Origin of the sequence: Mesorhizobium helmanticense (assembly GCF_003034915.1) — a bacterium.
Taxonomy (GTDB): domain Bacteria; phylum Pseudomonadota; class Alphaproteobacteria; order Rhizobiales; family Rhizobiaceae; genus Mesorhizobium; species Mesorhizobium helmanticense.
Window position 1 is genome coordinate 16,547 of record NZ_PZJX01000025.1, and the last position, 12,764, is coordinate 29,310.

Below are 12,764 nucleotides of genomic sequence, written 5' to 3' on the forward strand. Positions count from 1 at the left end.
GCTTAACGCTCGGTTTCCCTCTTATGGCGCGCCAGGTCCTTTATGGCTTTCGGGCCTCAAGTCCTTCCGTCCCCCGCCATCTCGATCTCCACCGGCACGCCCCGCCGCAGCGAGTTGCCGACCGCGGTGATCGCGTTGGCGCCGTCGATGATTGTCCTGGGGTCGGAGCCGTCCAGTGTCTCGCAGGAAACCGTCATCCTTGCCGATGTCGCCAGCAAGGGCTTGCCTTCGAGGTTCACCGTAACGGTGACACCGACCTTTCCGAGCTTCACGCCCATGTCCTCGGCGACATAGCGAAGGTCGTTGCAGAAGCATCCGCCGATCGCCAGCGCCAGCAACTGGGCGCCATTGAAGCCGAGGCCCATGCCGCCTGCTCTGCCTTCGGGCCGGTCGACGACGATCGTGTGTCCGCCGGCCCAGCCCATCGCGGCTTGCGTGCCTTCCACCGTGCGCAGTTCGACGGTCATGGAAACCATGTGTGGATATCCCCCTCGTTGCGGATCTTCAACGCGTTGGCGTGCAGCACTTATACTGCCGACGAAGCGCCCTTGTCGCCATCCTGCGCATCACCCGCAATATCATCCAGGATCGGGCAGTCCGGCCGGTCGTCGCCGTGGCAGGCGTAGATCAGCTTCTGCAGGGTCGAGCGCATCGATTGCAGCTCGCGCACCTTCTCCTCTATTGCCGTGACATGGGCGGCCGCGATCTCGCGTACATCGTGGCTGGCGCGGCTGCGATCCTGGTAGAGCGCCATCAGCTGACGGCAATCGTCGATGGAAAAGCCCAGGTTGCGCGCGCGGCGCAGGAAAGCCAGCCGGTGGATGTCCTCGCCCGTATAATCGCGGTAGCCGTTACCGGCGCGCCGGGGACGAATCAGGCCGATCTCCTCATAGTAGCGGATGGTCTTGGCCGGCAGGCCGGAACGGTGGGCGGCATCCCCGACATTCATGGTGACTTCCTCGAATTCGGCAGCCCTAATGGGTTGCCCCATTGATTTTGCTTCACAATCCTGTGAGGCCTGTTGCCAAAATGCCATAGTAACGGGGTTACCGGCACGTAAGCTCTCGCATATAGGCATCGGGCGCTTGGCAAGCAAAGCAAATGCCAGCATGAATGATGACGACAAAGCGGCCGTAACGAGCCGCGCTATTTTAGGCGGGGCATCGGACCTTTTTATGCGCTTGAAGTCATTTGCAATCCTCGCCGCCCTCGCGCTGTCGACCGCTATCACCGGTTGCAGCACCATCGGCTCGCGGGTGTTCTCCAACGACTACGGCGCGATGACCGATGCCGGCTATTCATTGCCGCGTATTCCGATCGAAAAGGTGCCGTTCAAGTACCGCCGGCAAGTGGTGGAGTACGACACCAGGGAAAAGCCGGGCACCATCATCGTCGATACGCAGAACAAGTTCCTCTATTTCGTCATGGGCGACGGCGAGGCGATGCGCTACGGCATCGGCGTCGGCCGCGAAGGCTTTGAATGGCATGGCACCGCCCGCATCGCGCTGAAGCGCGAATGGCCGACCTGGACACCGCCTGGTGCGATGATCAAGCGCCAGCCGGAGCTCGCAAAGTTTGCCGGCGGCATGGAGCCGGGGTTGAAGAACCCGCTCGGCGCGCGCGCCATGTATCTTTTCAACAGGGGTGGCGATTCAGGCTATCGCCTGCATGGCAGCCCGGAATGGAACTCGATCGGCAAGGCGATGTCGTCAGGCTGCATTCGGCTGATGAACCAGGACATTATCGACCTCTACGACCGCACATCGGTCGGCGCCAAGGTCATCGTCTTGTAAGACCAATTCTACGCGGACCGTCTAGGCAACAACTGACGTCCAAAACAGAAAACCGGGCAATTCGGCCCGGTTTTTTGTTTTTGCCCGAAGGGCGAATTGTTACCGAGTCTCTCAGGAGACCTGTTCGACCTGCTGCACCTCGGGCACAAAATGCCGCAAAAGGTTCTGGATGCCGTGCTTCAACGTCGCCGTCGATGACGGGCAGCCGGCGCAGGCGCCTTTCATGTGCAGGAATACCGTGCCGTTCTCGAAGCCGCGGAAGGTGATGTCGCCACCATCCTGGGCGACGGCCGGGCGCACCCTGGTATCGAGCAGTTCCTTGATGGTGATGACCAGTTCCTCGTCGGCCTTGTCGTAGAATTCGCCGGTCTGGCTGGTTTCGGCGGCGGGGCCGGCCTTGACCATGACCGGCGCGCCGGACATGAAATGCTCCATGATGGCGCCGAGGATCGCCGGCTTCAAATGCTGCCAGTCGGGGCCGTCTTTGGTCACGGTGACGAAGTCATAGCCGAAGAAGACGCCGGTGACGCCCGGGATCTCGAACAGCCGGCCGGCCAGCGGCGAGGCAGCCGCGGCAGCGGCGGCGTCGCGGAAATCGGCGGTGCCTTCGACAAGCACTTCCTTGCCGGGCAGGAATTTCAGCGTCGCCGGGTTCGGCGTCGATTCGGTCTGGATGAACATGGCCGTCTCCATACCCGTTTCGGGCAATAGTTTGGAATAATTCTAAATAGGCTTTATCGGCTGGACATTCAAGCGAAACGCATCGCCGGAATGGCTGGCTGGCGGAATGTTTTGCCAGGGGTTCTAATCCCTGCGCCCGCACTAAGCGAGGCTGTCGATCTCCTCATCGGAAAGGTTCTGCGGCACCACGGTCACTGGAATCGGGAAGGCGGCGCCCTTGCCGGCTACCGCGCCGACCAGCGGCCCCGGCCCCTCCTTGCCGGCGCCGGCCGCCAGCACCAATATGGCGATGTCCTGGTCTTCCTCGATCAATTTGTGGATCTCTTCCGTCGGCTTGCCTTCGCGCACCACCAGTTCCGGCTCGATGCCAAGCTTCTGGCGCACCTTGTTGGCATAGCTGTCGAGAGCCGCGCGCGCCGTCGCGGTAGCTTCCTCGCGCATGATCTTCTCGACGCCCAGCCAGTGCTGGAAATCGTCCGGCTCGATCACATAGAGCAGCACCAGCACGCCGCTCGTGCTCTGCGCGCGCTTCGAGGCGTAGGCGACGGCGCGTTCGCATTCCGGCGTGTCGTCGATGATCGCCAGGAACTTGCGGCGATGACCGGCTTCGCGGCTGAGGCGTTTTGAGACCATGTCTATCTACTCGGTGGTTTTTCGACCGCAATCTGCCACCGCCGCAGACCGGCCGCAAGCGGCCGGCCATTGTGGCTGTGTTGGGTGGCAATGCCAGGACAGAGATCAGGCCTGCAGCAGCCCGATAATGTCGCGCACGGTCTTCATCGTCGTCTCGGCCAGGACGCCGGCGCGTTCGCCGCCATCCTTCAAGACGGCGTCGACATAGGCGCGGTCGCCGGAAATCCGGCGCATCTCGCTGGCGACCGGCGCCAGCCTTTCCACGGCAAGGTCGGCCAGCGCCGGCTTGAACACGGAAAACTGCTGGCCGCCGAACTCCTGGAGCACCGCCTCCTTCGACATTTCGGCGAGACCCGCATAGATGCCGACGAGATTTTCCGCCTCGGGCCGGCCGGCCAGGCCGTCCAACTCGCCCGGCAACGCTTCGGGATCGGTCTTGGCCTTGCGGATCTTCTTCGAGATGGCGTCGGCATCATCGGTCAGATTGATGCGCGACAGGTCCGACGGGTCCGATTTCGACATCTTCTTCAAGCCGTCGCGCAGGCTCATAATGCGCGCCGCCGGCCCGCCGATGACCGGTTCGGTCAGCGGGAAATAGCCATTCACCGTCTCCTCGCCGACCTGCATCTCGACGCCGACGCCAAGGCGCGCGATGCGGTCCGAGAAGTCATTGTTGAATTTCTGCGCGATGTCGCGGGTCAGCTCCAGATGCTGCTTCTGGTCCTCACCCACCGGCACGTGGGTGGCGCGATAGAGCAGGATGTCGGCAGCCATCAGGCTCGGATAGGCTAGCAGCCCGAGCGAGGCGTTCTCGCGGTCCTTGCCGGCCTTGTCCTTGAACTGCGTCATGCGGTTCATCCAGCCGATGCGCGCCACGCAGTTGAAGATCCAGGCAAGCTCGGCGTGCTGCATGACCCGCGACTGGTTGAAAACGATGTGTTTCTTCGGGTCGATGCCGGAGGCGAGGAAGGCAGCGGTGATCGAGCGCGTCTGGTCGGCAAGATCATCATAGACGAGCTGCGCGGTCAGCGAATGCAGGTCGACGACGCAATAGATGCAGTCGGACGTGTCCTGCAGGGCGACGAATTTCTTGATGGCGCCGAGATAGTTGCCGAGATGCAGGTTGCCGGTCGGCTGGACGCCGGAAAAGACGAGTGGCTTGAAGGCGGTCATGATGTCCTCATGGCTTGTGGAGGGCCGTTTCGCGCGCGGCGAAAGTCTTGCGACGGCGCGCTTATGGACGAGAGCGATGAGAGGATCAAGAGGCTGTAGGCGATCGCGGCGGAGCAATTGCTTCAGGCCGGATTGCTTGTTCCTTGTTGTTGGGCGTCGCGCTTGTGCGCCTGTCTCGTGCAGATACAAGGGGCGGCGCCGACATCGACATGTATGATATAGTTAGACGTGTCTTGCATATCATCTGATGAGAAAATGGATGACCATCACCATCAACAATGAGAAAGCTCTGGAGCGCCGACACGACCGCGAAACGCCGCTGGAGACGGCAGCACGGCTCCGGGCCGAGTTCGGCATTGAGTTGAGCGAGCAGGCGCGCAACCCGCTGCCACGCTCTGTCTACGACGAGTTGTCCGGCGAAGACTGATGTTTGAATTCCGGCTTACGGATCTGGAGACTGTTCCGTAACCGGCGGCGCACCCTTGCGTTTGATATTCCTCCGGATCATGCCGAAATCGGCGCCGCCGGTAGCGAAGGCGGTGACGAAATAGAGCAGCGCCCCGCCGGCGACGAGCCCGAGCACCGTCGTCGCCTTGATCAGCAGCGGCGACCCGGGGCCGATCCTGGCCGCGAACCAGTGCTCGGCGAAATAGAGCGCCGCCGCCATCACCGCCGCCGACAGCACCAGCCGCGGAATGCGTTTCAAAAGCGGCACGTCGCGGCCCCAATGGCCGCGCCGGATCAGCACGCCGAGCAGCATCAGCGCATTGACCCAGCCGGCCACGGCTGAGGCCACCGCTATGCCTGGCGCACCCATCGACGGGAACAGCGTCAGCGCGGTCGTCACGTTCACCGCCACCGAGATGGCGGCGAAGATCATCGGCGTGCGCGTGTCCTCGCGGGCGAAATAGCCTGGGGTGAACGCCTTGATCAGCACGAAGGCAGGCAGGCCGAGGCCGAAGATCGCCAGGATCGCCGCCACGGTGGGGGTCGAGTTGTTGGCGGCGAACGCACCGCGCTCATAGACCAGCCGCACGATCGGCTCGGACATGACCAGCAGTGCGGCGGCGGCCGGCAGGGTCATGAACAGCGTGAACTCGACCGAGCGGTTCTGCAGATTGGCCGCTTCGATGAGATTGCCCGACTTCAGCGCCCGCGACAGTTCCGGCAACAAAACGATCGCGACGGCGACGCCGACGACGCCGAGCGGCAACTGGTAGATGCGGTCGGCATAGGCAAGCGACGAAACCGCGCTGTCCTGCGCCGACGCGATCGCCGTGCCGATCAGCTGGTTGATCTGCGTGATGCCGCCGGTGATCGCCGCCGGCAGCGCCAGGACCAGGAGCCGCTTGACGCTGGGCGTCATCTTCGGCCGGCGAAAGCCGATCGAGATGCCGGCATGGCGCACCGCGACCCAGACGATGGCGAGCTGCACCAGCCCCGCCGCCAGCACGCCCCAGGCCAGCCCGAAGCCGACCGTGCGGGCGTCCGACCCCTTGTACCAGGCATAGGCGAGCACGCTGATCAGGATGATGTTGAGGAACACCGGCGCCACAGCGGCCGCGAAATAGCGGCGCAGCGAATTCAGCATGCCGGCCATCATGGCGCCCAGCGACATGCAGATCAGGTAGGGAAACATGACGGTCGCAAGCTCGACCGTCGTCTCGAACTTCCCCGGCGTGTCGGCAAAGCCCGGCGCCACCAGGTAGCGCACGATCAGCGGCATCGCCAGTTCCATCGCGATGGTCAGCGCCAAAAGTGCCGTGAACAGCACGCCGAACACTTCTTCGGAAAAGCGCTTGGCGCCGTCGGTGCCGTGGGTTTCGATCTCCTTGGCAAAGAGCGGCACGAAGGCGGCGTTGAAGGCGCCTTCGGCGAACAGCCGGCGGAAGGTGTTGGGGAACTGGAAAGCGGCGTTGAAGGCGTCGGCGACCGGCCCGGTGCCGAGTGCTGCGGCCATCAGCATCTCGCGGCCGAAGCCGAGGGCGCGGCTCATCAGCGTGCCGGAAGCGACGGTGGCGAATTTCTTGACAAGGCTCATTTGCGTGGAGATTGCCTGCGTGACGGGGAAAAATCGAGGACGGCGTTCACTCGGCCGCGGCCTTGGTCTTGCCGCCACGCTCGGGCGCTTTGCCTTCGAGTGCCGCGATCAGCCGGTTATGGATGGCGGCGATGCGCGCCGGGCTGTCGATCTTCTGGCCGGTGAGATCGGTGACGTAGAAAGTGTCGATGACCTTTTCGCCGAAGGTGGTGATATGGGCCGACGCGATGTCGAGCGACAGGTCCGACAGCGCCCCGGTGATCTCCGAAAGCAGGCCCGGCCGGTCCAGCCCCTCGACCTCGATCACGGAAAACCGGTTCGACAGCGTGTTGCGGATTTCGGCGCGCGGCGGGATGCGGAACACCTTGGAGCCACGCCGCGGCTTGGTGCGCTTTTCGATCATCTCGGGCAGCCAGCTCTTGCCCGACAGCACGTCCTCGATCAGCCGGCCGACGCGCTCGGCGCGACGGCGCTCGTCCTCGTCGCGGTCGAATTCGCGCGAGATCAGGATGGTGTCCAGCGCGCGGCCGTCCGAAGTGGTGAAGATCTGCGCATCGACGATGTTACCGCCGGCCCCGGCACAGGCGCCGGCAATGACCGAAAGCAGCCGGGGATGGTCCTGCGCCAGAACGGTGATTTCCGTCACCGCCTCGAACTGGTGGGTCTTGACCATGGTGGCGAGCTTCTTGCCCGCGGCATCCGCCTCGCGGATGAACTCGGCATGACGGAGCTGGTCGGCGAGATCGACCGTCAGCAGATAGTTCTCATAGTGCAGGCCGACATAGCGCTTGCGGGCCTTGTCGGGCCATTCGGCGAGCGCTTCGGCCAATAGCTCGCGCGCCGCCGCCGTCCGCTTGGCGCGCGACACTTCCGAGAACCCGCCGGTCAACAACAGCTCGGTCTCGTAGTAGAGCGTTCGCAGCAATTGGCCTTTCCAGCCGTTCCACACGCCCGGGCCGACGCCCCTGATGTCGCAAACGGTGAGGATCAGCAGCAGCTTGAGCCGCTCGACCGACTGCACGACCGCCGCGAAATCCTCGATCGTCTTGCGGTCGTTGAGGTCGCGGGTCTGCGCCGTCATCGACATCACGAGATGGTTCTCGACCAGCCAGGCGACCGTTTCGGTGTCGGCTGGCGAGAGCCCCATATGCGGACAGATGCGCCGCGCGATCCGGGCGCCCGCTTCCGAATGGTCCTCCGGCCGTCCCTTGGCGATGTCGTGCAACAGCACCGCGACATAGAGCGCCTCGCGGCTTTTCCGCAAGCCCGGCATCAGTGTGTGCGAGAGCGGATGGAGCTTTTCGCCGTCGCCGCGCTCGATCTCGGCCAGCACGCCGATGCAGCGGATCAGGTGCTCGTCCACCGTATAGTGGTGGTACATCGAGAACTGCATCATGGCGACGATCTTGCCGAAATCCGGGATCAGCTTGCCCAGCAGGCCCGCCTCGTTCATGCGCCTGAGATTGAGCTCGGCATTGCGGTCCGAGGTCAATATGTCGAGGAACAGCCGGTTGGCCTCCTCGTCGCGGCGCAGCGACTTGCCAACAAGGCCAAGCGACCGGGTCAGAAGCTTCAGCGCATCGGGATGGAATTCCAGCCCGTGCTTGTCGGCGAACCAGAACAGCCTCAACAGGTTGACCGGATCGCGCTCGAACACCTGGTCGTCGGCGATGTTGATGCGGTGATTGTCGACAATGAAATCGGAGGTGCCGGCAAGCTTGCGCTTGCGGCGCGAGAAAGTGAGGAAGATGCGGTTGAAACCCGGCACATGCTTGGCCTGTTCCTCCTCGAGCGCCGCGCAGAAGATGCGGGTGAGGTCTCCGACATCCTTGGCGACGAGGAAGTAGTGCTTCATGAAGCGTTCGACCGCCGACAGGCCCGGATGGGTGGTGTAGCCCAGCCGCTCGGCGATCTCGCGCTGGATGTCGAAATGCAGCCGCTCCTCAGCCTTGCCGGTGAGGAAATGCATGTGGCAGCGCACGGCCCAAAGGAAGTCCTCGGCCTTCTGGAATTCCCGGTATTCGGCATCGGTGAAGACACCTTTGTCGACCAGTTCCTCGCCGGTGCGCACCCGGTAGAAATATTTGCCGATCCAGAACAGCGTCTGCAGGTCGCGCAGTCCGCCCTTGCCGTCCTTGACGTTGGGTTCGACCAGATAGCGACTTTCACCGGCCTTGGCATGGCGCTCGTCGCGTTCGGCGAGCTTGGCCTGCACATATTCGGGGCCGGTCGTGCGCACCACCTCGCGGTCGAAGCGCAGCAGGAGCTCGTCATAAAGCTTCTGCTCGCCCCACAGGAAGCGTGCTTCCAGGATCGAGGTGCGGATGGTGATATCGGTGCGCGACAATCTCAGGCATTCGTCGATGTTGCGGGTGGCATGGCCGACCTTCAGCCCGAGATCCCACAGCATGTAGAGCATGTATTCGACGATCTGCTCGCCCCACGGCGTCTGCTTGTAGGGTAAGAGGAACAGGAGGTCGATGTCGGAGCCCGGCGCCAGCGTGCCGCGGCCATAGCCGCCGACCGCAACGACGGCCATGCGTTCGGCCGATGACGGGTTTTTCACGCGATAGACATGGTTGGCGGCGAAATCGTAGAGCGCGCGGATGATCTCGTCCATGAGATGCGACAGCCGGGCGGCGCAGGCGCTGCCGCTGCCATCCTCCATCAGCATGCGTTCGGCGATTGTGCGGCCCTCGTTGAGCCGGCTTTTGAGAAGCTGGAGCACGCCACTGCGCACTGCCTGCCCGGCGCCATTGCCTGCCGTGGCCGCGGTCAGAGCTGTCATGTCACGGCGCAAGGCTTCGCCGTCGATCAAATCGTCGAGTTTCAGGGCTATTTTTGCCATAAGTGCTGTTCGGCCTCGCCGTTTCGGCGGCGTCTATAGCGCGTTTTCGCGGCGCTGGGTATGGGGCGGGCGGATACGTTCTCCGCGATAGTCGAATGGGATGATTGTCTCTTGCCGCAGCCGGCAGAGGTCGGAAATCTGTTCGACTATCCGCTTGATCTCGGTGCTGATTTTGTTCAGTCCCGTCTTCCTGCGTCTTTTGATCATCTCGATTACGTCACGCTGCTCGCCGCGTTCCTGCTTGAGCATGCTCGGCAATCCGACAGCCCGCTCACCCAGGAACTGATCCTGCAGGCACAGTGCCGGAACGAGCTGATAGATGGTCTTGCTGGACGACGTTGCCAAGGCCGGATTGAAGACGACGTGGTCGACCGGTATACCGATATCCTCGGTGCCGGCGACGAGGTCGCGCGCGGCTTGCCTTGAAATTATGTAGCCCGCTGTCCCGATATGGAGCCCGTAGAGCCTGGAGACGGAAAAACCGTGGCCGGCCGAAACGCGCTTTCGGGCGACCTTGGTTTTCTTGAAGAATGTCTCCAGCTTGACGATGTCGGCGTCGGCCGGAATCCAGCCGGTATCGGCAAGCAATGCGCCGGCCTTTGCGGAAAAGACGATATCGTCTTCGAAGATGGCGCCGTAGGCATCGTCGCCGGCCGCGACGATCGCCCAGCAGGCCTTATGGCTGAGCAGGCAGCCGATCTCGGCGTCCGTCATGCGAAGCGGCGATTTGCGCTTGACGCGCAGCGGCATAAGGGCGAGGTCGGGCCGGTCCTGGGCGTCGATCGCCGCCAACCGCTCGAACCCAACGCCGATCCGGGCAAACTCGGCCGTCATATGGGCGAGCCTGTCGCCGGACCGATCGAGATTGATGACCAGACATTTCATTTGCCAGGCACTTCGTTTGGATGGGATCGACGCGGTTGCCCTAAAGTGGTCGCGTCCATAGCACACCGGCACAAATGCGTGCGGTTTTTTCCGCCATGCGGTTCTGCGAGGAGTAGGCTCGAAAAATTGTGACTGGCCCTTGACCTTCCAGTTACTGGAAGCACTACCTCCGCATCGTATCGAGACACCGAGGCAATTCGCATGACGCATTCCGACCACGATCATCACGCGCACAGCGGCTGCTGCTCGACGAAAGCAGCTCCATCCGCCGCGGAAGCCGTCATCCGCGATCCGGTCTGCGGCATGACCGTCGATCCAGCCGCCGGCAAGCCGACGGCCGAGCATGGCGGCCAACTCTATCATTTCTGCAGCGAGCGCTGCCGCCAGAAATTCGTCGCCGAGCCGGAGAAATATTTGACGGCCACCGATCCCGTGTGCGGCATGAGCGTCGACCGCGCCACCGCGAAGCACTTTTCCCGACACGAGGGCCAGGGCTTCTATTTCTGTTCGGCCGCTTGCCAGGCGAAATTCGAGGCGGAGCCGGCAAAATATCCTGGCGATCGGCCACAGGCACCGGCGATGCCGAAAGGCACGCAGTACACCTGCCCGATGCATCCCGAAATCGTTCGCGACAAGCCAGGCTCCTGCCCGATCTGTGGCATGGCGCTGGAGCCGATGGGCGTACCGACCGGCGATGAAGGCCCGAATCCGGAGCTGGTCGACTTCACCAGGCGCTTCTGGGTAAGTGCGGTGCTGTCCGTGCCATTGCTGATCACTGCCATGGCGCCGATGCTCGGTCTGACCTTTCAAGCCTTCATCGACGATCGGACGAAGGTCTGGGTGGAACTGGCGCTGGCCAGCCCGGTGGTGCTGTGGGCCGCTTTCCCCTTCTTTCATCGCGGTTGGGATTCGGTTCTCAACCGCAGCCCCAACATGTGGACGCTGATTTCGCTCGGCGTCGGGGCCGCGTATGTCTACAGCGTCGTCGCCACGCTGTTTCCGGACATCTTTCCGCACCAGTTCCGCGGTCATGGCGGCACGGTGCCGGTCTATTTCGAGGCGGCCGCCGTCATCGTGGCGCTGGTGTTCCTGGGCCAGGTGCTGGAACTGCGCGCCCGGGAAAAAACCGGCTCGGCGATCCGCGCGCTGCTCGACCTGGCGCCGAAGACGGCGCGGCGGATCTTCGAGGACGGTACCGAAAACGATGTGCCGCTCGATGCGGTCAAGGCCGGCGACCGCCTGCGCATCCGTCCCGGTGATGCCGTGCCGGTCGACGGCATCGTGCTCGAAGGTCGCTCTTCCATCGACGAATCGATGATATCGGGCGAGCCGCTGCCGGTCGAAAAAACCGAAGGCGATGCCTTGACCGGCGGCACGCTCAACAAGAACGGCTCGCTGGTCATGCGCGCCGACAAGGTCGGCGCCGAGACCACACTGGCCCGGATCGTCGAGCTCGTCGCCAAGGCGCAGCGGTCGCGCGCGCCGATTCAAGGGTTGGCCGACCGCGTCTCCTTCTATTTCGTCCCGGCCGTCGTGCTGGTCGCGATCATTGCCTTCATCGCCTGGGCGGTCTTCGGCCCGCAGCCCAGCCTCATCTTTGCCATCGTCTCGGCGGTCTCGGTACTGATCATCGCCTGTCCCTGCGCACTGGGCCTAGCGACGCCGATGTCGATCATGACCGCCACTGGGCGCGGCGCGCATGCCGGCGTGCTGATCAAGGAAGCGGCGGCGCTCGAAAGTTTTGCCTCCGTCGACACGTTGATAGTAGACAAGACCGGAACGCTGACCGAAGGCCGGCCGCGGTTGACCGATGTTGTCGCCCTCGACGGCATGCCGGACGATGAATTGCTGGCGCTTGCCGCTGCTTTGGAGAAGGGCTCGGAGCATCCGCTGGCCGAGGCGATCGTCGATGGCACCGGCGAGCGGGGATTGAAAATCGCCGACGCCAATGACTTCGAGGCGGTCACCGGCAAAGGCGTTTCCGGCACGGTGTCGGGCAAGAAGGTCGCGCTCGGCAATACGGCCATGATGGCCGATCTCGGCATCGACACCGCGCCGCTCGGTGAACAGGCCACGGCGCTGCAGGCGGACGGCAAGACGGTGATGTTCGTTGCCATAGGGAAAAAGCTGGCCGGCATTGTCGCCGTCGCTGATCCAGTCAAGGCGACGACTGCTGAGGCAATCAAGGCGCTGCACGACAGGGGCTTGAGGATCATCATGGCGACCGGCGACAATGAGCGTACGGCCAGGGCTATCGCCGGCAAGCTCGGCATCGACGAGGTTCGCGCTGGCCTGCTGCCGGAACAGAAGGCGACACTTGTCGAGGAATTGCGCTCGAAAGGCGCCGGCGTCGCCATGGCCGGCGATGGTGTCAATGATGCACCGGCGCTGGCCGCCGCCGATGTCGGCATCGCCATGGGTACCGGCGCCGACGTGGCGGTCGAAAGCGCCGGGATCACGCTGGTCAAGGGCGATCTCAACGGCATCGTCCGGGCCCGAACGCTCGCACAGGCAACGATCCGCAACATCCGCCAGAACCTGTTTTTCGCCTTCCTCTACAATGTGCTTGGCGTGCCTGTCGCGGCCGGTGTGCTCTACCCGCTCACCGGCACGCTGCTTTCGCCGATGATTGCGGCGGCGGCGATGAGCCTGTCTTCGGTTTCGGTCATCGCCAACGCTTTGCGGCTCAGGACGTTGAAACTCTGAGTGA

Annotated in this window: 11 protein-coding genes; 3 read left to right on the plus strand and 8 right to left on the minus strand. The window is 63.4% G+C overall.

Going from position 1 to position 12,764, the window contains the following annotated elements; all coding sequences use genetic code 11:
• Nucleotides 1–56 precede the first annotated feature (56 nt).
• Entirely contained in the window at nucleotides 57–476 is a 420-nt protein-coding gene (locus tag C9427_RS11405; RefSeq protein ID WP_107649284.1) for an OsmC family protein, read from the minus strand.
• Nucleotides 477–526: 50 nt separating this feature from the next.
• Complete coding sequence (cueR, locus tag C9427_RS11410) at nucleotides 527–949, minus strand: Cu(I)-responsive transcriptional regulator (protein ID WP_107649285.1); 423 nt, start codon at nucleotides 947–949, stop codon at nucleotides 527–529.
• A gap of 226 nt (nucleotides 950–1,175) precedes the next feature.
• Here cueR and C9427_RS11415 point away from each other — a divergent pair, with 226 nt between their 5' ends.
• The gene (locus C9427_RS11415) at nucleotides 1,176–1,793 is read left to right on the plus strand and encodes a L,D-transpeptidase (RefSeq protein WP_107649286.1); all 618 of its coding nucleotides are present in this window, start codon (nucleotides 1,176–1,178) and stop codon (nucleotides 1,791–1,793) included.
• Nucleotides 1,794–1,904: 111 nt separating this feature from the next.
• Here the strand turns inward: C9427_RS11415 and C9427_RS11420 are convergent, their stop codons facing one another.
• The 3 genes from C9427_RS11420 to trpS form a co-directional block, all read right to left on the minus strand.
• Nucleotides 1,905–2,474 (minus strand): NifU family protein, encoded by a 570-nt coding sequence (locus C9427_RS11420; RefSeq protein ID WP_097576905.1) that lies wholly within the window; start codon nucleotides 2,472–2,474, stop codon nucleotides 1,905–1,907.
• A gap of 141 nt (nucleotides 2,475–2,615) precedes the next feature.
• A complete protein-coding gene (locus C9427_RS11425) occupies nucleotides 2,616–3,107 on the minus strand; it encodes a universal stress protein (RefSeq protein WP_107649287.1) in 492 nt (163 codons plus the stop codon).
• Between the two features lie 105 nt (nucleotides 3,108–3,212).
• On the minus strand, nucleotides 3,213–4,280 hold the full coding sequence (gene trpS, locus C9427_RS11430; RefSeq protein WP_107649462.1) for a tryptophan--tRNA ligase: 1,068 nt from the start codon (nucleotides 4,278–4,280) through the stop codon (nucleotides 3,213–3,215).
• Nucleotides 4,281–4,539: 259 nt separating this feature from the next.
• Here trpS and C9427_RS34065 point away from each other — a divergent pair, with 259 nt between their 5' ends.
• The gene (locus C9427_RS34065) at nucleotides 4,540–4,707 is read left to right on the plus strand and encodes a hypothetical protein (protein ID WP_167434318.1); all 168 of its coding nucleotides are present in this window, start codon (nucleotides 4,540–4,542) and stop codon (nucleotides 4,705–4,707) included.
• A gap of 15 nt (nucleotides 4,708–4,722) precedes the next feature.
• Here the strand turns inward: C9427_RS34065 and murJ are convergent, their stop codons facing one another.
• From murJ to C9427_RS11445, 3 genes are read right to left on the minus strand one after another with little or no spacing between them, the layout of a single operon-like run.
• Nucleotides 4,723–6,321: a murein biosynthesis integral membrane protein MurJ gene (gene murJ, locus C9427_RS11435; protein ID WP_107649288.1), complete on the minus strand. Its 1,599-nt coding sequence runs from the start codon at nucleotides 6,319–6,321 to the stop codon at nucleotides 4,723–4,725.
• Between the two features lie 46 nt (nucleotides 6,322–6,367).
• A complete protein-coding gene (locus C9427_RS11440; protein WP_107649289.1) occupies nucleotides 6,368–9,169 on the minus strand; it encodes a [protein-PII] uridylyltransferase in 2,802 nt (933 codons plus the stop codon).
• Nucleotides 9,170–9,202: 33 nt separating this feature from the next.
• Nucleotides 9,203–10,054, minus strand: coding sequence for a glycosyltransferase family 25 protein (locus C9427_RS11445; protein WP_107649290.1), 852 nt, complete (start codon nucleotides 10,052–10,054; stop codon nucleotides 9,203–9,205).
• A 201-nt stretch (nucleotides 10,055–10,255) separates the two neighbouring features.
• Here C9427_RS11445 and C9427_RS11450 point away from each other — a divergent pair, with 201 nt between their 5' ends.
• Nucleotides 10,256–12,760 (plus strand): heavy metal translocating P-type ATPase, encoded by a 2,505-nt coding sequence (locus C9427_RS11450; protein ID WP_107649291.1) that lies wholly within the window; start codon nucleotides 10,256–10,258, stop codon nucleotides 12,758–12,760.
• The last annotated feature ends 4 nt before the right edge of the window (nucleotides 12,761–12,764 follow it).

Excerpts from the sequence above, each read along its gene's own strand:
- C9427_RS11405 (WP_107649284.1), bottom strand. The coding sequence starts at position 476 with ATGGTTTCCATGACCGTCGAACTGCGCACGGTGGAAGGCACGCAAGCC.
- cueR (WP_107649285.1), bottom strand. The coding sequence starts at position 949 with ATGAATGTCGGGGATGCCGCCCACCGTTCCGGCCTGCCGGCCAAGACC.
- C9427_RS11415 (WP_107649286.1), top strand. The coding sequence starts at position 1,176 with ATGCGCTTGAAGTCATTTGCAATCCTCGCCGCCCTCGCGCTGTCGACC.
- C9427_RS11420 (WP_097576905.1), bottom strand. The coding sequence starts at position 2,474 with ATGTTCATCCAGACCGAATCGACGCCGAACCCGGCGACGCTGAAATTC.
- C9427_RS11425 (WP_107649287.1), bottom strand. The coding sequence starts at position 3,107 with ATGGTCTCAAAACGCCTCAGCCGCGAAGCCGGTCATCGCCGCAAGTTC.
- trpS (WP_107649462.1), bottom strand. The coding sequence starts at position 4,280 with ATGACCGCCTTCAAGCCACTCGTCTTTTCCGGCGTCCAGCCGACCGGC.
- C9427_RS34065 (WP_167434318.1), top strand. The coding sequence starts at position 4,540 with ATGACCATCACCATCAACAATGAGAAAGCTCTGGAGCGCCGACACGAC.
- murJ (WP_107649288.1), bottom strand. The coding sequence starts at position 6,321 with ATGAGCCTTGTCAAGAAATTCGCCACCGTCGCTTCCGGCACGCTGATG.
- C9427_RS11440 (WP_107649289.1), bottom strand. The coding sequence starts at position 9,169 with ATGGCAAAAATAGCCCTGAAACTCGACGATTTGATCGACGGCGAAGCC.
- C9427_RS11445 (WP_107649290.1), bottom strand. The coding sequence starts at position 10,054 with ATGAAATGTCTGGTCATCAATCTCGATCGGTCCGGCGACAGGCTCGCC.
- C9427_RS11450 (WP_107649291.1), top strand. The coding sequence starts at position 10,256 with ATGACGCATTCCGACCACGATCATCACGCGCACAGCGGCTGCTGCTCG.